Annotated in this window: 21 protein-coding genes and 5 pseudogenes; 3 read left to right on the top strand and 23 right to left on the bottom strand. The window is 49.6% G+C overall.

The window, feature by feature from the left end; all coding sequences use genetic code 11:
• Nucleotides 1–281: 281 nt before the first annotated feature.
• The 7 genes and pseudogenes from DW059_RS05770 to DW059_RS05740 form a co-directional block, all read right to left on the bottom strand.
• Nucleotides 282–410: pseudogene (locus DW059_RS05770) on the bottom strand (Maff2 family mobile element protein); the annotation flags it as partial.
• Nucleotides 411–544: 134 nt separating this feature from the next.
• Nucleotides 545–1,378 (bottom strand): annotated as a pseudogene (locus tag DW059_RS05765) (VirD4-like conjugal transfer protein, CD1115 family); the annotation flags it as partial.
• Between the two features lie 85 nt (nt 1,379–1,463).
• Nucleotides 1,464–1,829, bottom strand: coding sequence for a hypothetical protein (locus tag DW059_RS05760; RefSeq protein WP_117698135.1), 366 nt, complete (start codon nt 1,827–1,829; stop codon nt 1,464–1,466).
• A 77-nt stretch (nt 1,830–1,906) separates the two neighbouring features.
• Nucleotides 1,907–2,080, bottom strand: a complete 174-nt coding sequence (locus DW059_RS05755; protein WP_005924807.1) for a transposon-encoded TnpW family protein — start codon at nt 2,078–2,080, stop codon at nt 1,907–1,909.
• A gap of 64 nt (nt 2,081–2,144) precedes the next feature.
• Nucleotides 2,145–3,008, bottom strand: coding sequence for an ATP-binding protein (locus tag DW059_RS05750; protein ID WP_117698133.1), 864 nt, complete (start codon nt 3,006–3,008; stop codon nt 2,145–2,147).
• Complete coding sequence (locus DW059_RS05745; RefSeq protein WP_117698132.1) at nt 3,005–3,739, bottom strand: phage replisome organizer N-terminal domain-containing protein; 735 nt, start codon at nt 3,737–3,739, stop codon at nt 3,005–3,007. The genes DW059_RS05750 and DW059_RS05745 overlap by 4 nt, the downstream gene beginning before the upstream one ends.
• Nucleotides 3,740–3,851: 112 nt before the next feature.
• A complete protein-coding gene (locus DW059_RS05740) occupies nt 3,852–4,250 on the bottom strand; it encodes a cysteine-rich VLP domain-containing protein (protein WP_117698131.1) in 399 nt (132 codons plus the stop codon).
• A gap of 126 nt (nt 4,251–4,376) precedes the next feature.
• On the opposite strand from DW059_RS05740, the gene DW059_RS05735 reads away from it, so the two are divergent.
• Together DW059_RS05735 and DW059_RS05730 are read left to right on the top strand one after the other, a co-directional pair.
• On the top strand, nt 4,377–4,655 hold the full coding sequence (locus DW059_RS05735; protein WP_005924829.1) for a type II toxin-antitoxin system RelB/DinJ family antitoxin: 279 nt from the start codon (nt 4,377–4,379) through the stop codon (nt 4,653–4,655).
• A complete protein-coding gene (locus DW059_RS05730) occupies nt 4,652–4,942 on the top strand; it encodes a type II toxin-antitoxin system YafQ family toxin (RefSeq protein ID WP_002596328.1) in 291 nt (96 codons plus the stop codon). Before DW059_RS05735 ends, DW059_RS05730 begins: the two co-directional genes overlap by 4 nt.
• A 107-nt stretch (nt 4,943–5,049) precedes the next feature.
• Here the strand turns inward: DW059_RS05730 and mobQ are convergent, their stop codons facing one another.
• The 11 genes from mobQ to DW059_RS05675 all read right to left on the bottom strand — a co-directional run bounded on the left by mobQ (nt 5,050) and on the right by DW059_RS05675 (nt 15,626).
• Complete coding sequence (gene mobQ / locus DW059_RS05725) at nt 5,050–6,495, bottom strand: MobQ family relaxase (protein ID WP_117698130.1); 1,446 nt, start codon at nt 6,493–6,495, stop codon at nt 5,050–5,052.
• Between the two features lie 186 nt (nt 6,496–6,681).
• The gene (locus DW059_RS05720; RefSeq protein ID WP_024739841.1) at nt 6,682–6,972 is read right to left on the bottom strand and encodes a DUF3847 domain-containing protein; all 291 of its coding nucleotides are present in this window, start codon (nt 6,970–6,972) and stop codon (nt 6,682–6,684) included.
• A 48-nt stretch (nt 6,973–7,020) separates the two neighbouring features.
• Nucleotides 7,021–7,482, bottom strand: coding sequence for an RNA polymerase sigma factor (locus DW059_RS05715; protein ID WP_009296689.1), 462 nt, complete (start codon nt 7,480–7,482; stop codon nt 7,021–7,023).
• Nucleotides 7,483–7,492: 10 nt separating this feature from the next.
• Nucleotides 7,493–7,945: an RNA polymerase subunit sigma-24 gene (locus DW059_RS05710; protein ID WP_117698129.1), complete on the bottom strand. Its 453-nt coding sequence runs from the start codon at nt 7,943–7,945 to the stop codon at nt 7,493–7,495.
• 103 nt (nt 7,946–8,048) lie between these two features.
• The gene (locus DW059_RS05705; protein WP_062808220.1) at nt 8,049–8,462 is read right to left on the bottom strand and encodes an RNA polymerase sigma factor; all 414 of its coding nucleotides are present in this window, start codon (nt 8,460–8,462) and stop codon (nt 8,049–8,051) included.
• A gap of 478 nt (nt 8,463–8,940) precedes the next feature.
• Nucleotides 8,941–9,312 carry a metal-dependent transcriptional regulator gene (locus tag DW059_RS05700; RefSeq protein ID WP_117698128.1) on the bottom strand — a complete coding sequence of 124 codons (372 nt, stop codon included), beginning with the start codon at nt 9,310–9,312 and terminating at the stop codon, nt 8,941–8,943.
• An 11-nt stretch (nt 9,313–9,323) separates the two neighbouring features.
• Nucleotides 9,324–11,060, bottom strand: a complete 1,737-nt coding sequence (locus DW059_RS05695) for an ABC transporter ATP-binding protein (protein WP_004797310.1) — start codon at nt 11,058–11,060, stop codon at nt 9,324–9,326.
• A gap of 14 nt (nt 11,061–11,074) precedes the next feature.
• A complete protein-coding gene (locus DW059_RS05690; RefSeq protein WP_117698127.1) occupies nt 11,075–12,820 on the bottom strand; it encodes an ABC transporter ATP-binding protein in 1,746 nt (581 codons plus the stop codon).
• A complete protein-coding gene (locus DW059_RS05685) occupies nt 12,817–14,289 on the bottom strand; it encodes an ABC transporter ATP-binding protein (RefSeq protein WP_117698126.1) in 1,473 nt (490 codons plus the stop codon). Before DW059_RS05685 ends, DW059_RS05690 begins: the two co-directional genes overlap by 4 nt.
• A gap of 12 nt (nt 14,290–14,301) precedes the next feature.
• The gene (locus DW059_RS05680) at nt 14,302–15,045 is read right to left on the bottom strand and encodes an energy-coupling factor transporter transmembrane component T (protein ID WP_004797307.1); all 744 of its coding nucleotides are present in this window, start codon (nt 15,043–15,045) and stop codon (nt 14,302–14,304) included.
• The gene (locus tag DW059_RS05675) at nt 15,042–15,626 is read right to left on the bottom strand and encodes an MptD family putative ECF transporter S component (RefSeq protein WP_040462692.1); all 585 of its coding nucleotides are present in this window, start codon (nt 15,624–15,626) and stop codon (nt 15,042–15,044) included. Before DW059_RS05675 ends, DW059_RS05680 begins: the two co-directional genes overlap by 4 nt.
• Before the next feature lie 205 nt (nt 15,627–15,831).
• Between DW059_RS05675 and DW059_RS05670 the strand changes: the two genes are divergently transcribed.
• Nucleotides 15,832–16,824, top strand: coding sequence for an AraC family transcriptional regulator (locus tag DW059_RS05670; RefSeq protein ID WP_117698125.1), 993 nt, complete (start codon nt 15,832–15,834; stop codon nt 16,822–16,824).
• A gap of 58 nt (nt 16,825–16,882) precedes the next feature.
• Here DW059_RS05670 and DW059_RS05665 read toward each other — a convergent pair whose 3' ends face one another.
• From DW059_RS05665 to DW059_RS17555, 5 genes and pseudogenes are all read right to left on the bottom strand, one after another.
• Entirely contained in the window at nt 16,883–17,236 is a 354-nt protein-coding gene (locus DW059_RS05665) for a TnpV protein (RefSeq protein ID WP_117698124.1), read from the bottom strand.
• 26 nt (nt 17,237–17,262) lie between these two features.
• Nucleotides 17,263–19,142: pseudogene (locus DW059_RS17795) on the bottom strand (DUF4368 domain-containing protein).
• Between the two features lie 91 nt (nt 19,143–19,233).
• A pseudogene (locus tag DW059_RS17790) lies at nt 19,234–20,214 on the bottom strand (type IV secretory system conjugative DNA transfer family protein); the annotation flags it as partial.
• A gap of 38 nt (nt 20,215–20,252) precedes the next feature.
• Complete coding sequence (locus DW059_RS05650; protein WP_055261068.1) at nt 20,253–20,726, bottom strand: PcfB family protein; 474 nt, start codon at nt 20,724–20,726, stop codon at nt 20,253–20,255.
• Between the two features lie 130 nt (nt 20,727–20,856).
• Nucleotides 20,857–20,952, bottom strand: a pseudogene (locus tag DW059_RS17555) (ParM/StbA family protein); the annotation flags it as partial.
• Nucleotides 20,953–21,020: the final 68 nt, after the last annotated feature.

Here is a 21,020-nt window from a genome sequence, read left to right as displayed (position 1 = left end):
GAGAATACAAAAATATTGTATATGCAATAGTAAAAAGGTCAGTAGCCTTTCCCATTATCCCATATCTTCAGCAGACAGGAATACAAGCCCAGTAAATTCTTCTTACAGAACGTGGGAAAGCTGCACCTTAGCTTTCCATGTCCTGTGAATAGAGTTATCCATGATTCCATAGCCTGTTATGCACATTTCCATAATGCTTGTCTTTGGTTCTTTTGTTCGGAATAGTGTGGTGCTGGCGGTCTATCTCTTGTTTTCGGTTGCTTGCTTCTCTACCGTACATGAGCATTTGCACCGGGATTATCGTTTCCATATCCTTCGAGAAGATTGATAACTCCCCACACGCCTACACCTGCTCCGATAGCGGTTACTACTGTTTTAAGTCCTGTTACTGATGCTGTAAAAAAGCTCATTCGTTTGTCTCCTTTTTCCTGAAAAATGAAATAAAAAAGGGAGCTGTTCTGATTTATGATTTTTCAGAAAAACTCCCATAACAATAGTTCCAATATTTAGTTGTAAGGTCACTTCTGGACGCTGTGACCAGAAGTTAAGCTGTGATTTCTCCGACATCGCATACCTCATCCACCATATCATTCTGCTTAAAACGCAGTTTGTTCCGGTTCTTGACGTATTTTTCAATGTCAAATTCATTCTTTTTGTCATAATCGGATAACAGCGGGTACTGCTTATGCTTCGTTATATCAAATTTATCTGAGAAAAAAGGTCTTACACCTCTAAGCTGCATGATACACTTACTGCCATCCATGACCGCAATCTCGTCCTGACTCATTAACTCTTTTCCGGTCTTTTGATAATTCAGACCGTAGGACTGGCTCGTACCTCTCGTATCCGAGGTATTGTAAAGGTCAATCGTTTCTTTTCCAAGGATTTCTGCCAGATCTTTCAGAGTATCTTTCTCCTTTCCTCCCAGAAACAGGGTAGTGTCGCAGTTTCCTTCAATCGTGGAAGCGTTGTCCCGGTACAGAGCCTTTAGCTGTGACTTTGACTGCAAAATAATAGAAGCTGATATTTCCCTGCTACGGATAGTAGCAATCAGCTTCTCAAACTGTGGAATCTGCCCGATGTTCGCAAACTCGTCCAGTAAACACCGGACGTGAATCGGCAGTCTCCCGTTATATACATCATCTGCCTTGTCACAAAGCAGATTGAACAACTGCGAATACATGATACTTACAATGAAATTGAATGTCGCATCAGTATCCGAGATAATGACAAACAATGCTGTCTTTTTTTCTCCCAGAGTATCAAGCTCCAGTTCATCATAAGAAGTCAGGTCACGCAGCTCCTTAATATCAAATGGCGCCAACCTCGCACCACAGCTAATCAGAATTGATTTTGCTGTCTTTCCAGAGACAAATTGTCAAGGACTTTTTAATCAAATTCACAAAAATCTACAAAAAAGGTGCCAGAAGCACCGTATGGCTCCTGACACCTCGTTTGATAGATTACATTTTTCCGTTCAGCAGGTCTTTGCAGAGATACGCATAGTCTGGCAGCTGGTTGATATATGGCTCCCAGCGCCGCTTGATTTCGGCCAATTCCAGCGGATCGGCTGCTTCCAGTGCATGATCGTTGCCTGTCATATATAAAACATCCGTAGCAACATCATCCAAACACCTGCCGCAGAGATCGGCGGCTGATTCGATTCTGATACCGGTATCCACATAGACTGGATTGACGCCAATCGCCAGCCAGACATAGCCTACCTTGTCCGACCAGAGCAGTTCAAAATCAGGGCTTTGCCGCAGATGTTCCGCAAAGACCTCCTTTACTCGTTCAATTTCATGCCTCTCTTTTTCTGTGTAAAGCATTTTCGTGTCCTCCTTGACAAAAATTTTGGTGCGTACCATCATCAGTTTAGCACAAGGCGGCTTCGTTTATCAGTCTGTCACATCTGCTGAATTTCATTTTTGAGCATACGCTTGATTTTATCGCTCATGGTTTCTGTGCTGGTATTGCTGAAATGGACATGAACCTTGTAGGTTGTCTTACCGATTTTCTTTACCATCGCTGGCGTGTTTTCCGGCGCTCTGGACGCAGTAGCGGCGTCTGCCACCTGCATAGCACGGGGTTCTCTGTTCATGGCGCTCCTTTCTCCGAACGGGTCTGTGCCGCCCGGTAAAAAATCAGTCTTGCTTACTGTTTACAATGTCTTTTGCTGCCTGTCGGGTAGCACCGGCATTTTCTTCCCTGAAATTCTTCCCGTCAAAAAGAATCGGCGCACACCGTTCCAGAATACGGTCATAGATACGGGCGTGGGCCAGATCAGGCGGGTTTTTCAGCTCGGACAGTTTCAAGTTTGTTGTGATAATCATGGGCCTGCGGCTGCGGTAGCGGCTGTCGATGACGAAAAACATCTGCTCCATAGCATATTCGGTACTGCGCTCTACACCCAGATCGTCAATGATAAGCAGGTCGTACTCATCAAAGCTGGCGATAAAGTCGGCCCTGTCCTCGGAAAACATCCCCGTCAGGCGGTTCAGAATGGTGGGAAAGTTCGTCATCAGCACAGGCACATCCCGGTCAAGCAGGGCGTTGGCGATGCAACCGGCGAAAAAGGACTTGCCGGTTCCCACATCCCCGAACAACAGCAGGCCGGTGTTGTTCTTGTAAGCCTCCTTCCAGTTCTCCACATAGGCGCGGGCCTTGTCCATCAGGGGATTTTGGCCGTTGTCGTTGGCAAAGGTGTAGTCGTACAGATAGCGGTCTTGCAGGCCCTGGGCCTTCCGGCGCTTGATACGCTCCATGCGGCGCTGCCGTTCCTCGGCGGCCTTGCGCTGTTCCTCGGCCTCCCGCTGGCACTGGCAGATACAGCGGGGCATGAAGTAGCCCGGTTTCCCAAAGCATGGCACAACAGTCTGCCTCTGGCCGCCGCACTTCTTACAGTGAATGAGGCCGTCTGCCGGGTCTATGTACTCGTCCACGGCCAGTTCCATACCGACGGCTGCCTTGTCGATCAGCGCCCGGATTTCTGCGGTAATCTCCATCATACGGTTTCATCCTCCTTTACGCTGTAATCCCGGTTGCGGGTGGGCGGGGCTGCCTTTTTTGCGTCCTCACCGGCCCAGCGCCGGATGGTGGCTGCATGGCTCTGATAACGCTTGCCGGTAGAAGCCATGTACTCGGACAGCTTTTCGATGTACTGTTCCCATACAGCAGGAAAGCTGGCCTGCAAGTCCGCCAGTTCTTCATCCGTCAGGAAAACATTCTGGTAACGGCCATAGGTGTGGGCGGGGTGTCCCTTCTCTATCTCTCTCTTTATCTCTATCTCTTTCTCTAACTCTATCTCTATCTCTGGTGGACGAATGTCGGACAAATGTCCGCCGTTTGTCCGGGGCGCAGAAAGAGCCTTATTTTGGAGCCTCGCAGCCCGCTTTCGCTCAGCCTCGGTAGAGGACTGGCCGATTAAAAGTTCGATGTTGCTCATGTAGAATGTGCCGCTGTCCAGCACTTCCACAAGACCCAGCTTCAAAAAGATCTGCAAGGCCCTCTCCACAGTGCCAATCTGCTGGCGGGTGATGGTGGCGATCATCTGTGCCGTGTAGGGGATATTCTCGTCAAGCTGGAGCCGCCCGCCGTGTTTCAGCGATTTCAGATACAGCTTGAGCAGAATGTTGGAGTACAGCACACCGTCCTGCATACTTTCCAGCAGCACGATGGAGTCATCGTCAAAATAGTTTTCTTTGAGTTTCAGGTAGTAATATTTTCGATTGTCTGACATGGGTTCCTCCTTGGGGTTTCTCTTGGGATTCTGTACGCATTTTAAGGCCGTTTTAGTGGTCGGAAGATAAATCTATCAGCCTACCTTTGACACCCTCGAAAAAAGCCTTGATTTACAAGGGTTTTTCAGCCCCTAAAGCGTGACATTTCTCCCGTTGTTTCCGTTTGCGCTTTGCGGCATTGATCCGCTTCATGCGTGCGGCACATTCCGGGCAGTATTTGGCCCGGTTGGAACCGGGGGTAAACAGCGCCCCACATACGGCGCATTTCTTAGCATTCAGCCGGTGGAACAGCGCCGTTTCCAGTTCCTTATCCTGCGGCAATACCGCCGCCCGAAACCACCTGCACAACAGGGAGTAGGAAATAGACTGGACACAGACACATTCCTCCCCATCGTCCAGGGCGATACAGTTTCCGTCGATGTAGTTACAGCACTCATGCACCAGCCTCCGCACTCTGCGGTACTGGCGGTAATCCATGACGAGGATAGGTTCAGACTTATTGTTCTTCATAAATGATTTCTTTCATAAAGTCGGTAACCTCCTTAAATGAATTTATTGTTAAATATTCGTGCAAAGTATTGTTTTCTTCGTGCAAATGGCATATACTATAATTGCCAGCAGAAAGGGGTTGATCGTATGGCTGGAAATACCACAAACATCAGTATCCGCATGGACGCAGATTTGAAAGCGCAGGCGGACGCACTGTTTACTGAACTTGGCATGAACCTGACTACGGCGTTTAACATCTTTGTGCGCCAGTCGCTTCGTGAAGGCGGCATTCCCTTTGAAGTAAGGCTGGAACAGCCGAACAAAGAAACGGTTGCTGCCATGCTGGAAGCGGAAAGGATTGCAAAAGACCCGTCTGTAAAGGGCTACAATGACCTTGACGAGTTATTTGCTGACCTGAAAAGATGAAAGAAACCAAATATACCGTCAAGTACACGACCAGTTTCAAAAAAGACTACAAACGAGCCATCAAGCGTGGCTTGAAGATCGAACTGCTGGAGCAGGTCGTAGCGTTGCTGGCGATGGGCGAACCGCTGCCGGATAAGAACCGTGACCATGACCTGTCCGGCGATTGGGCAGGCCATCGGGAATGTCATATTCTCCCGGACTGGCTGCTTGTCTACCGCATAGAGGATGATGTTCTGGTGCTGACGCTGGCCCGCACCGGCACACACAGCGACTTGTTCGGCAAATAAACCGACTGCCGCCGTATGGGGAAACCTGTACGGCGGTTTTTCTGTGTGCAAAAGGGTGTCGTGAAACGCGACGCACTTGACAGGGGTACGCCAAAATGCAGTATCCTTTACCGATCCGGCTCCCGGTCGTGAGGCTTGTCCCGTTCCTGTCGTGACAGCTGATCGGCGGTTTTGCGGAGCCGTTCCACTGCTTTCAAATCCTCCCTCATGGATTTCATGGCAAGCGTGTCCGTCTGCTTTCCGGCGGTCAGCTGGTCGATCTCCCGCTGCCATGCCTTCGGGGTGATCCCCTCGCCGCTGTCTTTCAATTCTTTCAGATACCGGGCTGCTGCGTCATACAGGATCAGTTCCCGGCTGTGGCGCTGCTCAAACTGTTCCCGCTTTTCCGGCTTTACTTTGGCAAGCTGTTTGTGGATGGACTTGTACTGGTTGTACTGTTCCCACATCTCCCCGCGTTCGGTAAGAATGGCGATCCGACGCTCAGCCTTGACGATCTTTCCCCGCAGGTCATAGTAACAGCTGTTCATATCAGCGATTTTTTCATGAAGCTGCTGCATAGACTGGATGCCGTTTGCCTGCAAAAAGCTGAATAGCGCAGCGCTTTCCTGCAAAGCTCGGATTTTGCCGGTGCGGGTGCGGGGAGCGTTCAACTGCTGCTGGGCCTCCCACAAGGCGGTCAAGCTGCTTTGCTGCGTTTGTGGTTTTTCCGCTTCGTCTTTCGACCAGAGATAAAGACGGGTAATGCGAGCCTTGATTTCCTTGAGCAGCTTGTTGTCGGCGTCGATCTGCCGGTTTACTTCTCCCTTGTCGGTGCGGATACCGCGCTTTTCCATTTGGCTGGCGGCTGGCCCCAGATGGACAGAGGGAATTTTATCAATGCCCTGCCGCTTGTAGCTGCGGTGGTCAATGCGCTCCGGTCTACCGGCAGATTCCAGTGCCCGGTTGGTGTAGGCTGCCCACGCTGCCCGCCAAATCTCCACATTTCCTTTATCGTTCCAGTCGGTCGTATCCTCCCGATGATTTTTCCAGCCGCCTTTCCCATCCGGGATACGCTGTCCATTCTCGTCCAGATCGTATGCCTTGCGGCACTTTGCGCCCCACTGTCCATTTTCTTTCAAAGGCCGGAGTGTCAGCATGATATGGACATGAGGGTTGCCGGTTCCCTTGTCATGGATAGCAAAATCGGCGCACATTCCTTTGTCTACAAAGTTGTCCTTCACATAGGCACGCACAAGGGCAAGCTGTTGTTCGCCGGACAGTTCACGGGGCAAAGCTGCCTCAATCTCGCGGGCAAGCTGGCTGTCCCTTGCTTTCTCGATTTGCTCCACGCTGTTCCAGAGGATAGAACGGTCTGCAAATTCTGGCGGGGCGTGGGCTGGCAGCATGATCTCCGCATGGACAATGCCGCCTTTCCGGGTGTAGTCGTGGGTCATTCCGTCCCATTCATTTGTCAGCTTGGTTCCGCTGCGGTAAGCAGCTGCGGCAACGGCAGAACGGCCTGCGCTGCGCTTGATGATACTGACGGGGATATGACAGAAATCTATGGGGAACACCTCCTTTCAGTGAGGGGATAATAGGCTCTGTGGAGCCGGACAAACGCAAAGCGGGTGTTTGGCTGCGCAGAGCGCACAAGGGGTTTGGGGAGCGTAGCTTCCCATCGCGGACGAAGTACGCAATACCCCCGGCAGGGCGCACAGCACCGGCAACGGTGTATAAGTGCGCCCTTGTAAACAAGGGACTTATGGCGTGTCCCCGGATTTTGGCAGGTTTGCAGTCAATTCCGCAGCCCCCGGAAGATGGGACAGGGCAATCAGAAATGCTTTGACCTCCGCGCCGGAAAGGTCGGGAGCCAGCGGAAAAATCCCCTCCAAAACGGCTCCGCGTTCAATCAGGCGGCGGGTGCGAACCCTGCGTTCTTCGTTCCGCTGCTTGTTCTCCAAAATCTTCTTTCGGTTTTCAAGCTGCCGAATCTCCTTCAGGACTTTCTCCCGTTCTTCTTTTTGGGGGTGGGCTGTAATTTTTTCGTTCATGTCAGGCACCTCTTTTCTTTGGAAATACTCATAGATTGATGGAAATACTCATAGATTGACCGTCCATTTCTGACGCGCAAAGTACCGGCGCAGCCTCCGCAGTGCGGCATGGATGGATTTTCCCGCCTGTGATGGCGTGATACCCTCCATTGCGGCAATATCTTTCACTTTCATACCCAGCATATAGCGGGCGTGGACACGGCGAGCCTGCATAGGCGGCAGGGAAGAAATGGCTTCGTACAATCGCCGTATCAGTTCTTCGTATTCGGCTAATTCTTCTTTTTCTATCAGGTAGTCCTCCGGCGATGGCTGCGCCCAGCCGATGGCGGCATTTTCGATTCCATCGTTACAATCGAGGGAATAAAACGCCTTATACCGGAACATCTTGCGATCTCTGGCGGCCTCGGCTCTCTTGTCCAGAAGAAACGCTTCGACGATCTCATCGGACACCTCCACAAAAATGTCCTCTTTGCAAAATGGATAATATTGTTTGAGATTGATGGTCTGCATAGGCATGCCCTCACTCTGTTTGGAAAAGGCCATCATAGCAGCGGCGCATATTCCGCAGACCCCGGCGGATGGAAACGCTGACCTTGCTGCTGTGGACGCCCTCTATCCGAGAGATTTCCGGCTGCCTGATACCAGCAATGTAGTAGGCGTGAACACGGCGGGCCTGTGTCGGAGTGGCATGAGCCAGAGCCACCGGCAGAGCTGCAATCAGGTATAGGCGGGTGGTCATTTCTTCTCGTTCCAGCAAAATATCTTCCGGCGATCTGCTGTGTTCCAGTGCGTAATTTTCCAGCCAGCTGTATGCGTCCAGAGAGTAGTAGGCGCGGTGGTAGACTTTCCGACGCTCATAGTTCTCCATCTCCCGCTTGGCCTGATACATCGCTGCCCATACCTCGTCCGTAACATCCACAAACTCGTCATGCCGGTAGTGGGGATACATCCACCGCAGATTGATTGTTTTCATAGGCTTACCTCCTGAAAATCGGAGAGGCGGGCAGCTCATCCGCTGTCCGCCCCTCGCTGAGATAAGGGAAATGATCCCTTTCACTTGGTAGCCAGAAAACAGGTCATTCGTTAAGCCTGTTCTCAAAGAAATTTATAAATTTTTTTCTGACCGCCTCCACACTTTGATACACAGCCACTTTGGAGCAACTGCACAGCACACCGATCTCTGCAAGGCTCAGTCCGTCAAGCGCATAGAGCAAGAACCGGCGGCGCTGGGCCTCGGTACAGGTGTCCAGAACAGCCATCAGCTCATGCAGTGTTTCCTTGCGGCAAAGGTATTCTTCCGGCGTTTCGCCGTAGGCTCCTACACCCTCGGTGGTAATGATGTACTCGTCAAACTCCCGGCCATCCCAATGCCGCCGCTGTTCATGGAACAGGTTCTCCGTTTTGTGATCGGCCCGGTCAAGAAATTCATAGACTTCCAGCGTGACCTCCACGGCCACAGCTTGTCCGTTATAATTGATGGTAACTTCCATCTGCCTTTCCTCCATTCAGATTTTTCGGGAAAATCTGAATGGGGCGGCGGAGAACGGCACCGGGGATAAAGTTCGGGCCATGCTGACCCGATGTTCCGGCTCCATAGGGACAAAAAAGCGCCCGGACAGCAAAAAGCTATTCGAGCGCAAAAACTCCAATATTCACTTACAGAATGACAATTTTCGCACCGGCTACCAGACGGGGCCTGTTCGTTGACTGGGCTTTTTTTGACGGTAGTGAAATATCGTCTGAATTTGTCGACGGTCAATGTGCTTCATGGCGGTTCCCTCCTAAAGCCGCCGTGTCAGCGTGTAGTCGTCACTCCTTTGTCGAGGGCATAAGGAACGGCGGCCTTGATGTTACTCAAAACCGCCGCAGTACCCGGAAAATCCATTTTGGGCGCACAAAGCTGCCTGCCCTGCAACGGTTTTTTTCTTTCCCCGTCTTGCGGGGCAGGATCGCTTGGCTTATTCGGTTTTAGTTTTGCTCTTGTTCGGCTACCTCTTTCAGCCGGTCAAAACTCTCATCGCTGATGATGTGTTCAATACGACAGGCATCGGCCTCCGCAGTTTTGGGGTCAACGCCTGCGGTGATAAGCTGCTCGGTAAAGAAGCAGTGACGCTCGTAGATTTTTTCGGCTACCTCGCGGCCCACATCGGTCAGATGGAGAAAGTGATCTTCGTCCATCATAAGAAAGCCGCCGTCCCGCAAGGTAGCCACTGCATGGCACACGCTGGGCTTTGATACCTCCATGTGCCGGGCCACATCTACGGAGCGCACCATACCGCGTTTCTTTTGGAGAACAAGGATGGTTTCCAGGTAGTCCTCCCCGGACGCATGAAGTTTCATCTGAACCTCCTTTACTGAGCCAGCTTCCAGCCGATGGCCTCCTGTCTGGCCGATACAAAATCGGCATACAGGCCCTTTTGCTGGATCAGCTCCGCATGAGTGCCGCGCTGGACGATATGAGCGTTGTCCAGTACAAGGATCTGATCGGCGTTGCGGACGGTTTTCAGACGGTGGGCAATCATGATGATGGTCTTGTCATGGGTCAATGCCTCGATAGCCCGCTGCAATTCATCCTCATTCTCCGGGTCAACGCTGCTTGTTGCCTCGTCCAAAATGATGATAGGTGCGTCCTTCAGCATAGCGCGGGCGATGGAAATCCGCTGTTTCTCGCCGCCGGACAAACTACCGCCTCCCTCGCCAATCACGGTGTCATAGCCATCCGGCAGGGCAGAAATAAAGTTATGGCAGCAAGCCTTTTTCGCCGCTTCAACCACTTGTTCATGGGTAGCATCCGGGCAGCCAAACTTGATATTGTTCTCAATCGTATCTGCAAAGAGGTATACGCTCTGGAACACCATCGAGATATTCTTCATCAGGCTGTCCAGCTTAAAATCCCGTACATCCGTACCGCCTATGGTAATCTTCCCGGCATTCACATCCCAAAAACGGGCAATCAGATTGCACATCGTTGTCTTTCCTGCCCCGGAAGGGCCGACAATGGCCGTAGTCGTTTTTTCGGGAATGGTAAAGCTGACCTGATCTAATATCTTGCGGTCTGCGTAGGAAAAATCCACCTTGTCAAACACGATCTCGCTGGACTTCGGCGTAATGTCAGCGCCTTTCTCGTCCATCACCGGCGTGTCATCAATGGAGTTTGCCGTATCCATCGAGGCCGCCAGCATTTGCAGCAAAGAGGCCATATTCCCGGCGTTCTCCAAATCGTTGAACACCATGAAAGAAGCAATCACCAAAATCAAGCCGTAGGCCAGCGACAGGGAGCCGTCCAGCCAGAACCAGACCGAGGCCAAAAGCAACAGGACGCTAAACACCCGGACAACGGCCTGTTTGATGGCGTCATAGGGAACACTGGCCTTTGTCAGTTTCAGGTTGTCCCGGCAGCTCGCCTTAATTGCACTGCCGATAGACTGCGTGCTGTCCCGTTCCAGTCCAAATGCTTTGACAATCCCCATCCCCTGAATGTACTCCAACACAGACTCCACAAGGGACTCCTGTGTGTGCTGGCGTACCCCGCTGAGCGCGGCAGATTTGCGAAGCGCCAGTTCCGCCGCCGCAAGGTAAATCAGGACACCGGCAGCGGCCACAAGACCGATCCGCCAGTCAAATACCAACAGGACGATGACGAGGGCAACCGAGTTGAAAAAACCGCCCAGCACTGACACCAGGACACGGGCTGCTGAGTTCTCTACATCGCCCAAAGTTGTTGTGACAATGGCGGTAATGTTCCCGATACTATTCTTGTTGAAGTAGCCCATCGGGATATAGCGCAGCCGATCTCCAATGTGGATACGCTTTTCCGCTACCATGCAATATCCAGTTTCCGTTTGCTCCATCGTGGAAAAGTAGGTCGTGATAATACGCCCGATGAGGGATACCGCCATAATTCCCAACGAAATCCAGACAATGCTTCCGTCCCGGTTGTCAGATACCAGCGCACCGATCACTACAAAGAGGGCGGCAAACTGCATGGCTGAAAACAGCCCGGACAGAAACGCAAACAACAGGGATTTTTTCAAAAGCCCTTTTTTGCTGCCTGCAAAAGCAAAGATTTTTTTCAATGTTCCATACATCTGACAACACCCCCTTACATCTGGTCTTTCGCGCCGATATGCGCCTGCCACATATCCCGGTAGAGGGGGCAGGTTTCCAACAGTTTCTCATGCGTACCCTGTGCGTGGATGGTTCCATCCTTCACCACAACGATGTTATCTGCGCCAACAATGGTAGACAGCCGGTGTGCGATCACAATCAGGGTCTTGCCGACAGTTAAAGTGGAAATGGCTTTCTGTACCAGCGCCTCATTCTCTGGATCGATATAGGCAGTTGCCTCGTCCAAAATGACAACCGGCGCATTTTTCAGCATGGCGCGGGCGATGGCAATCCGCTGGCGTTCACCGCCGGAAAGATGGGAACCGGCGCTGCCGACAACCGTATCATAGCCATTATCCAGCTTGCGGATAAAGGCGTCGCAGCCGCTTTGTTTGGCTGCCTGCTCCACCTCTGCGTCCGTGGCACTGGGGCTTCCCATGCGGATATTCTCCCGGATACTGCGGTTAAACAGGTAGTTGTCCTGAGATACATAGGAAATCTGGTCTGCAATTTCAGACAGCGGCATATCCTTCAGCTCATGGCCGCCGAGGGTAATGCTGCCGGATGTAACATCCCAATACCCGGCAATCAGCTTCGCCACCGTAGACTTGCCGGAGCCGGACGGCCCTACAAGGGCGGTCATGGTTCCGGGGTGGATGGCGAGATTCACATCATGCAAAACCTCTGTTGTCCCGTCATAGGAAAAAGACACAGACCTAAGAGAAATGCCGGTGTCTGCCAGCTTGACCGGCGCATCCTTATGGTTCAGTTCTTCAGCGTTCAAAAGCTGGCTGATTTCTTCCACATTTGTCCCCAATACGGCCAAATCGTCCGTAAAGGTAAAGGCCGCGATAATCGGCCCAACAAGGCCCAGCGAGAAAATTACGATAGACAGGAAAGTGGAAAGTTCCAGGCTACCGGAGAGCCAGAACGCGAAGCCGCAGGGTAGCACACAGATCAACACCGAGGGCAAAATGGCGTTGTAGGCGCTCATGGTTTTCTGGTTTTCTCTCATCCAGCCCACATAGTAGTTGGCATTGTAGTTTACTGCGTCAGAATATTTTTTGTAGGAACCGGCGGATTGACTAAATGCTTTGACTACCTCAATCCCACCAATGTACTCTACAATGGCGTTTGCCATCTTCTTTCCCGCTTTAACCGCGCCCTCCCACTTAACGGGATAGTTCTTCATGCCAGCAGACATAACAGCAAGGCCCACCACCAGCGTGACAAGGGACAGGAGAGCCATGCGCCAGTCCATGACGAATAGATACACGACAATTACCAAAGGCACCAGCACATTTGCAGTCATTTCCGGGATCAGGTGCGCGAAGGTTGGCTCCATCCCTTCTACCCGGTCAACAATCGTCGTTTTATACTGACCGGACGGAGTATCTAAAATCGTCCCCATCGGGACGCGGGCCAGTTTTTCGGTAATATTCTCCCGGAGATCTCGCAGCGTGTAATAGGTCGCTGTGTGAGAAATTGTTGTGGAAAGATTTGAGAATATGACTTTTCCCAAATAACCGCAAAGCGCAATAACACAAGCTGCTGTATAGTGCGAAAAATTCTGATCCCCGGACAACATCAGCGTAACAATATGAGCTACACAGAAATAAGGCACCATCTGGCAGGCTACGCCTAATACCGCAAGGGCAATGCTGCCGATGAATTTCCCGTGATAGGGTTTGCCCCATCCCCATAAGATGCCTATGGGTGACTCCTTCTTTTCCTCCTTCATTTTACAGATACCCCCTTTATGAAATAGTTTCTGATTTTTTCAAGACCCGCCTCATCCATTTGGAATTGGTCAATGATGGAACCGTTCTCAAAATGGACAATATCCGTACAACAGTCTAATATCAACTCAAGATCATGAGTAATGACATACACGGTAATACCCGTGTCCCTGACTTGTCGCAGGACATTTGCAACCTCTTTCATGTGTTTATAATCAAGGCCGCTGGTCGGTTCATCAAAAAATAAAATAGAGCGTTTAGAAGCGATTGCCGAGGCAATCGCTACCCGCTGTTTTTGGCCGCCGGAAAGGGACATGGGATGCCTGTCCTTAAAAGCCAGCAAATCTAACCGGTTCAGGATTTCCTCTGCCCGCTCCTGGTTTTCTTCCTCCATACTAATCAGCACTTCATCAAGAACCGACTCGGTAAAAAGCTGATGATTTACCTCCTGCATGACCATATAGCAGGTACTCAGCCGGTCTTTCGGACGGTATTTTCTTCCGTTCCAGACAATCTCCCCACAGCGCTTCTCCAAGCCGCAGAAACAGCGAGAGAACGTGGATTTACCGGCACCGTTATTCCCAATAATCCCAACAATTCGGTTTGTGGGAATTTCACAATCCATGATATGTAAGGTTTCCGGTTCATTTTTATAGGCAAAGCGGAAATTATGGAGCGCAAGGGCAGTCTTTTCCTGCTGCGGTAGAACCGGAGGCAGGAGACGCTCTAAAGCAAATGTGCGCAGTCCCATATTAGATCGCTGCTGCTCCGTGAGCTGCTCAAATTCTGCCGCAGAATAATCACGGCTCACCTGCCCCTCTGCCAGGTAAATAAACCGATCCGCCAGACCACGGAGATAATAAAGCCGGTGTTCCGATACAATAATTGTTTTCCCCTGCGACTTCCAGAACGCAAGAATCTTTCTCAAATCAAGGATGGACGCTGCATCCAAATTGGACGAGGGTTCGTCCATAACGAGAACATCCGGTTCCATAATGGATACTCCGGCACAGGCAATTTTTTGTTTCTCTCCACCGGATAAGTGAAAGATATTACGATCCATCAGCTTCTCCAGCCGGAAATCCAGAACCGTTTTTGCAAACCGTTCTCGGATGTCTTTTTCTGGCTGTCCAAGATTTTCGCAGCCAAATGTAATTTCACTGGTTGTATCCACATTGAAAAACTGGGACCGGGGGTTTTGAAACACACTGCCTACAACTGCGGCTGTATCGTAAAGAGGCTGCTCGGAAACCTTTTCCCCATTTACCCATACTTCTCCCGCCATCTGTCCCTCATAATAATGAGGGATCAACCCGTTAATCAGGCGGGTAATCGTGGTCTTTCCACACCCGCTTTCACCGCAGAGGACAACAAACTGACCATCTTCTATATTTAGATCAATATCCCGGACGCCCCCGGTATTTTCGTTTTCTTCTCCATAGGAAAATGAAATATGGTCAATCTTTATCATAAGCTCACCCCCTTAAAAAACAAAATACTGTCCCATCAAAAACAGCGCAAAACATAAAGCACAGAGCAGAACAGCAATCATGTCCTGAATATGAAAACCAATCTGACATACGTTGGTCCGTTTGACCGGAGCGCCAAGCCCCCGCGTCAGTGCAGCGGCGGAAAGTTCATCCCCAATTTTTACAACGGACACCATCAGCGGTACAAGACGGTATTCCACCATTAAAAATGGGTTTTTCCCACCAAATCGTATGCCTCTCATTTTCATTGCGTCCCGGATTGCCTGGTATTCTTCGCTGATTGTGGGGAAGAAACGAAAAATAACAGACATAGGAATTATAATTTTTTCTGTCAGGTGCATACGTTCCATAGAACCGATAAACTCACTGACTGAGGTTGAAGAAAGCAGATAGGCCCCCGTCATAATGCCTGGGGCAAACCGCGTCATAATGGATGTAATTGCCAAAACCACAAAGGACAACAGACCACTTAATGTCGTCAGAGCTATGCGTTCCAATACAAAACAGGCAAGATATAAAAACAGATACTTGCCTGCCGTTTTGAAGCGGCGTTCCGACAGGATCAGCACAAAGGGGATCAGGCTTAACACAGGTTTTATAAAATTCATAATCCCTTCGTTGCTGGTGCTGAACATCAATGTAGTAACCGTCAGCAGCAAAATCAACTTCGTGCGCGGATCAAGCCGAATCCCTCTGCGATTGTCCGTTGTGGCAGAGAAGGATACCCCCTCCATCATGCAATTCCCGCTTTCGCAAAGTGTTTTTTCAGGAGTGCTTTTCCAAGCAGACCGCCCAAAATGGCAAAGACAAAAATCCCGGCAACCACAAGGATAATGCTCCACATCGGCATGACCGCCATTACCCGATCGGCGTATTCCTCACCGAAACTGGCGGCAAAGCTGGCCCAGGAGTCCTCGACCATAAAATACATGGGGATGTATGTACCGACCATCCACAGACTGAATACTGCATAACCAAGAATACTTTTCTTTGCACTTTTATAATCGCCGGATTTCAAAATCAGGTCTCCAAGCAAGCCGAAAATCAGCCCCATAGGCACACCCCAGAAACCCATGCCGGTAAGCCCCATCAGCAGGCCGCTCAAAACGCCCATGATTGTAACCATGCCGAATTTCTTAACCCTGGTGAGGAACAGCATGAAAGGGATGCCGGTAATCAGCGACCACAGACTTCCGAGGACAGGAAGAAAGATCGGAACAAACCCAATGGGAATAGCAACACAGCACCCGATGACAAAGTAAAGAACCGTGAACAGACCGAGGTTAATCAGGTCTTTTGTTTGTAACTTGTTATTCATAACGAATACCTCCATTCATTTGCTGGTTAGCATTTACTAACCTCTTTATAAGATACCATAGTACGACACAGTTCTCTACAACCAATCGTCTTTTTAGCTCCAAACAGCAACGAGTTTTAAGGTTGACTGGCTGGGTTCCTGCTTTTATAATAGAATTGCCAATTCAAGCAGGCCCGCCAAAAAACCGAATAGTAGGAGTTATGAAATGAAGATAGATGAAATCATTAAGAAAAGCATTGAAGTCCCCGGTATATCCATAAAACGCAGTGAATATAGCGCCGAGCTCATCTTAAAAGAGAAAGATGGAAAAGGCTCTATGACCTTTTTCCCATTGTTTCCCGGACTCACCTTAGCCTATATTTTTATAAATTCACCCACATGGGCAGCTCCGGACTTTCGTGATAATGGCTCCATAGAAACAGGCCCGCTGCTCTTAAATTACTGCGTAACCGGGCGGTGTGAGCTCATTCTGAATAACGGAAACTTTGTGTATGTGAAAGACGGTGAAATATCTCTGACAGAACGCTTTGCCAGACAGCAATATGTTTATCCCCGCCGAATTTATGAAGGTATGGAGTTTTTTATTGATATGGATGCCGCAGCAGAGCAAAGTGCCTGGATACAAACGGAATTTGATATTGATTTCCACAAAATCAGAGAGCTTTACTGCCCGGCTGGAAGCACTTATATCTCGGCCATTTCTCCCGAAATAGAAGAAATACTAAAAAAACTGTGGTCCTTGTTGGATATCTCTGTGCCGCTTTCCATTATGCAAATGAAAATCTATACCCTGGCGCTTTTTTCGCTGCTCCAGAATCTGAAAGAAATACCGCCTTCTCAAGCCTGCACATTCTTCACAGAAACACAGGTAGATATTGCAAAGCGTGTGGAAAAAATCATCACTTCTGATCTGCGCCAGCACCATCCTGCGTGGGAACTGGCTGCACAGTTTTCCGTCAGTGAAACCAGCCTGAAAAACTATTTCCGGGGAGTTTTTGGACAGAACATCTCCGTGTATCTGCGTGAAACCCGTATGAAAAAAGCCGCAGAATTACTTTCTACCACAAAGCTGTCTGTAGCAGAGGCAGCGGAGCAGGTTGGATATATAAACCAGAGCAAATTTGCTTCGGTATTCAAAAAGCAATTTGGACTATCGCCGCTGGAATATAGGCGTTCAAAGAATTTGGAAAACGGATAAGACTAAGGCCGGGATTTGCCGCTTGTCAGCAAAATCCGCCTTACTTATGCTTAAAATTTCATGCGTAAATCAATTCTTGAAAAATAACTTCCTCCGCCTGTGCTTTCAGCGTGTTCATCAGCCCCACCCAGCGCATGGGGTCACGGGCTTTCAGTTCCTCGGTGACGCCCGCCGCCTCCATCATGCGGGGCAGCATGGCGTCCATCCGCTCCCGCGCCGCCCAGTCAATCTCCAACAGGTGCGGGTACAGCTTTTCGCTCAAAATCAAGCTGCTGTAAAGGCCGGGCCGGTGTTCCTTCAGGTAGCGTTGCCGCATACGGCCATACTTGCCGATGGGGGCCTCCGGCTGCTCGGAAAGTTTCAGATCAGGGATGTAGTAATCTCCGCAGCGGGTGTAAGTCAATTCGCTCATGTTCATTCTCCTTTGCACTGTGATGGTTAAACTGTGGCACTGGCCGATACGGTGGCCTTGCGCGGCTCCTGCTGGGTAACTGGCTGACGGTGGTAAAAATGCCCTTCTCCATGTCCTCGGCCCGGATTGTGGCCTTTGCTGCCTCCACCTGGGCCTTGCGTTTGGCGTTGTAGTGTTCTTCCCATTCCTTCTGCTTGCCGTTGGCCTTGCGGCGTAAGTAGTTCTGGTGAAGCCTGTCCTTGCGTTCCTCCTTCTTTCGCAGTTCTTCCTGTTCCTCCGGGGTTAAAGGAACCGGCTGTAAGGATGGTGGGATATAACGTCCTAAAAAATTGAAGTAGATTTCAATTTCCTGCGTGGTGTCCTGACTGCCTTTTCGGGCGCGTTCGTGGACAAGGATTTTCTCTACAAACTCGTTGAGCATGGTGTTTGTCAGCGTGTCAAAATTCTCATACTTATCAATCAGGGCTATAAATTTCTCCGCTGATTTCTGGCTTTGCTCGTAGCCGGTAACAGCCTTTTCCAGCTCCGCAATTTCAATCTCAAGTGCGTCCTGCTCTTTGGCATACTGTGCATCAAGCGCCCTATATCGTGCATCCGGCAGCTTGCCGAGGGCGTTGTCCTCATAGATTTTGCAAATCAGTTTTTCCAGTTCTCCGGCTCTCTTTTGGGCAGCAGCCAGACGCCTGCGCTTTTTCGATATATCGGCACTCTGTTGAGCAACCTGCGTCTCCTGAACAGTGTGAATAAATTCCGTCCGGTCATTTTTGGAATATTCAGCGATAGCCCGGAGCGTGTCGGAAACCAATGTCAGAACGGCACTCTCATTGATACGGTGTTGAGTGGAGCATCGTGTCCCACACGGAACTTTGGTATAATTGGAACAGGTATATTGAGAAACCCGCTTGCCATTGTTGGTGCGGTGGACATACATCTTGCCGCCACAATCGGCACAATAGAGCAAGCCTGTGAGGGGAGCCGCTTCGCCCCAGCCGTTTGGATAACGCCGTACATTGCTGCGGATTTTCTGCGCCAAATCAAAGGTCTGCTGGTCGATAATGGCTTCATGGGTATTCTCAAAGATCGTCCATTTGTCCTCAGAAACATAGTGGCTTTTCTTGTCCTTAAAGTGCTTGCGGGTCTTGAAATTGATGGTGTGCCCTAAATACTCTCGTTTTTTCAAGATATTCACGATGGTAGATGATCCCCATCCATAGGGGTCTTTGACCGGCTTTGAACGGTTCACCCCTTCGTTGAATCGGGCAAGGTGTACGACAGGAATTTCAATCCTGTCTGTGGATAATTTGCAGGCGATCTGGTAAGGCCCATATCCCTCCAGCGTGAGGGAGAATATACGGCGTACCACTTCGGCAGCTTCCTCATCTACCAGCCAATGCTCCCGTTTTTCGTCCCATAAGTAGCCGTAAATCACAGTGCCGGTCAGGTGCTTGCCACTCATGCCTTTTGACTTAAACACAGAGCGGATTTTCCGGCTGGTATCACGGGCGTAAAATTCATTCATAATGTTGCGGAACGGGGTAAAATCGTCATCGCCTTTCAGACTGTCCACACCGTCATTGATCGCAATCAGCCGAACTCCGCGCTGCCGCAAAACCTCCATGACCTGACCGACCTTTAGATAGTCGCGCCCCAACCGGCTCATGTCCTTGATGACGATTGCCTCTACACGCCCTGCCTCCACTTCCTCCATCATCGCCAAAAATCCGGGGCGATCAAAACGGGTGCCTGAGATACCATCATCGGTAAAGTGCGTAGGGTTGGGCAGCCCGTTCCGGCGGGCAAAATCCTCTAACATCTGCTTTTGGTTGGATATGGAATTGCTCTCGCCCTGTAACTCATCGTCGCGGCTCAAACGCTCGTACAGTGGGGTGATTTTTTCGTTTCTCATGGCTGTACCTCCTGAAATGAAAATGCTCTAAGTGACTGCTTCACTAACCATGACAAAAACCATGATTAAGAAGTCACTTAGAGCATATATCACCTGCCGCCAGCTTGTATTTTTTATACTGTCTGACAGCAAAGTGGTTCGGGTTCTCCTGTTCCAGCTCCTCAAACAGCAGATCAACCGCATTTTTGAAATTCTCATCATCTTCCCTTGCTTCACTGGCATCTACCAGATCAATCAGCATGGAAAAATTCTGTTCCTCCTCCGGTGCTTCGTACCAGATATATGCGATCAGGGCTGTATAATAGAGCTTTTCCGCTTTCACCCAGAAATCCTCAGAGGCTTGCTGTCCTTCCCCTTTGGTATTTACAATGATTGTGTTTACGAGTTTCAGAATATCCTTTTCGCTACGGATATAAGCGAAAGGATTGTAATGCATTGATTTTGCAAAGTTAATCGTGTTCAGCACCTTGATCCGGTAATTATTCTTAGACAGCATTTTGCCACATTCCACGAGGACTGTGCCTTTGGGATCAGTCACAACGTAGGAACTGTGCATCTGCATGAGGTTCGGCTTAACAAAAAATCTGGTCTTGCCGGAACCGGAACCACCGATTACAAGTATGTTTTTATTTCTCGCATACTTCGGCTGTTTTGGTCTGCCTGACATCATAAGTCTCTCCGTTGCAGTTAATAATACGTTGTTCTCGAATACAGGATCAACATACGGTTCAATATCCTTGGCGGTTCCCCACCTTGCTGAACCGTACTCCACTCCCTGCCGGAATTTCTTTGCATTTTTCGCTTTATAATAAACTACCATACGAAATCCAATTCCGCAACCCACTCCTACCAGTAAATCCCTCGGCAGAAAACTTGGTAGCGGATTATGGAACGCACCTCCAATCCCATTGATTGTGTCCAACACCTTCTGTAAGGTGTTATCACCTGCCTGCTGTCCATACAGCCATGAAACCTTATTCAGAACATACCCGAAGATCACATAGGGAGCACATTTCAGGGCAAGCTGCTTTTTATTTACCCCTTTTGTTTTTTCTTTGAGAGTTTTCGGAATTGACTGCAAATCTTTCACAATCCCGTCAATGACCTTGCTTATAAGCTCTGTCCCTTGTCCTTATTTTTCTCTCTGCTGCGCTCCTTATTTTTATTCTGTGCAACAATCTTCTGAAGTCCTTTCAGTTTCTGTCTGAGTGACGGACGCTGCTGTTTTTTCTCATTAACTTTGACAAATTCCTTGAATGCCTGTGCAATCACATCGGCATCCTTGCCCTTGAAAAATACAAGATACTTGGGTGGTTCCATGGTCTTATCCTTTTTTACTGCGAAATCGACATTGTATTTCCTTGCAACACGCTCAAAGGATTTAATATTGCTATCCGTAACCTCAATGGACTTTGCACCCTCTCCCTGACCGACCAGCTTTTTTACCGGGATTTTCCCATGGGAAGGCTCCTTATGCTTCTGGTGTTCCAGATACATCTTCATCGCCTTCTGTAACACGCTTGCGGTCAGTTTGGAAGTCTTGATTGCAAGAGCAATGGTTTTCTGTGTTGTTTCCTCCTGCACGGTGTACCTCCTTCCTTATCTGCACCAACTTGATTTAGGGTGGAACCAACAGCCTGTGAAGCTGTGTTTTCATTGCCATACTTACTGCTCTCGACCTCTTCCACACTGTATCCCTGTGCTAAAAGTTCAGTGTTAAGCCTTTAACACCTGTGACAAATACCTGAGAGATTGTTTTCATCATTGACCAGCCATGATCAATGCCGATTACTTCTAACTTGTTATTCATATGTTTTGCACATCCTTTCTTCTTAAACAGCCACTTGAACATCTTAACCACCTACTTTCCTATCAGCT

Source organism: Roseburia sp. AF42-8 (genome assembly GCF_003435965.1).
Classification (GTDB): domain Bacteria; phylum Bacillota; class Clostridia; order Lachnospirales; family Lachnospiraceae; genus Roseburia_C; species Roseburia_C amylophila.
Note: the sequence above shows the minus strand (reverse complement) of the source record. Positions and strands in the feature narration are given on the sequence as shown.

Coding starts and splice junctions, on each gene's coding strand:
- DW059_RS05740 (WP_117698131.1), bottom strand. CDS start 4,250: ATGAAGAACAATAAGTCTGAACCTATCCTCGTCATGGATTACCGCCAG.
- DW059_RS05730 (WP_002596328.1), top strand. CDS start 4,652: ATGAAAGAAACCAAATATACCGTCAAGTACACGACCAGTTTCAAAAAA.
- DW059_RS05675 (WP_040462692.1), bottom strand. CDS start 15,626: ATGAATAACAAGTTACAAACAAAAGACCTGATTAACCTCGGTCTGTTC.
- DW059_RS05685 (WP_117698126.1), bottom strand. CDS start 14,289: ATGATAAAGATTGACCATATTTCATTTTCCTATGGAGAAGAAAACGAA.
- DW059_RS05720 (WP_024739841.1), bottom strand. CDS start 6,972: ATGAACGAAAAAATTACAGCCCACCCCCAAAAAGAAGAACGGGAGAAA.
- DW059_RS05750 (WP_117698133.1), bottom strand. CDS start 3,008: ATGATGGAGATTACCGCAGAAATCCGGGCGCTGATCGACAAGGCAGCC.
- DW059_RS05710 (WP_117698129.1), bottom strand. CDS start 7,945: ATGAAAACAATCAATCTGCGGTGGATGTATCCCCACTACCGGCATGAC.
- DW059_RS05745 (WP_117698132.1), bottom strand. CDS start 3,739: ATGTCAGACAATCGAAAATATTACTACCTGAAACTCAAAGAAAACTAT.
- DW059_RS05695 (WP_004797310.1), bottom strand. CDS start 11,060: ATGTATGGAACATTGAAAAAAATCTTTGCTTTTGCAGGCAGCAAAAAA.
- DW059_RS05715 (WP_009296689.1), bottom strand. CDS start 7,482: ATGCAGACCATCAATCTCAAACAATATTATCCATTTTGCAAAGAGGAC.
- DW059_RS05760 (WP_117698135.1), bottom strand. CDS start 1,829: ATGCTTTACACAGAAAAAGAGAGGCATGAAATTGAACGAGTAAAGGAG.
- DW059_RS05735 (WP_005924829.1), top strand. CDS start 4,377: ATGGCTGGAAATACCACAAACATCAGTATCCGCATGGACGCAGATTTG.
- DW059_RS05680 (WP_004797307.1), bottom strand. CDS start 15,045: ATGATGGAGGGGGTATCCTTCTCTGCCACAACGGACAATCGCAGAGGG.
- DW059_RS05700 (WP_117698128.1), bottom strand. CDS start 9,312: ATGAAACTTCATGCGTCCGGGGAGGACTACCTGGAAACCATCCTTGTT.
- DW059_RS05665 (WP_117698124.1), bottom strand. CDS start 17,236: ATGAGCGAATTGACTTACACCCGCTGCGGAGATTACTACATCCCTGAT.
- DW059_RS05690 (WP_117698127.1), bottom strand. CDS start 12,820: ATGAAGGAGGAAAAGAAGGAGTCACCCATAGGCATCTTATGGGGATGG.
- DW059_RS05705 (WP_062808220.1), bottom strand. CDS start 8,462: ATGGAAGTTACCATCAATTATAACGGACAAGCTGTGGCCGTGGAGGTC.
- DW059_RS05670 (WP_117698125.1), top strand. CDS start 15,832: ATGAAGATAGATGAAATCATTAAGAAAAGCATTGAAGTCCCCGGTATA.
- DW059_RS05755 (WP_005924807.1), bottom strand. CDS start 2,080: ATGCAGGTGGCAGACGCCGCTACTGCGTCCAGAGCGCCGGAAAACACG.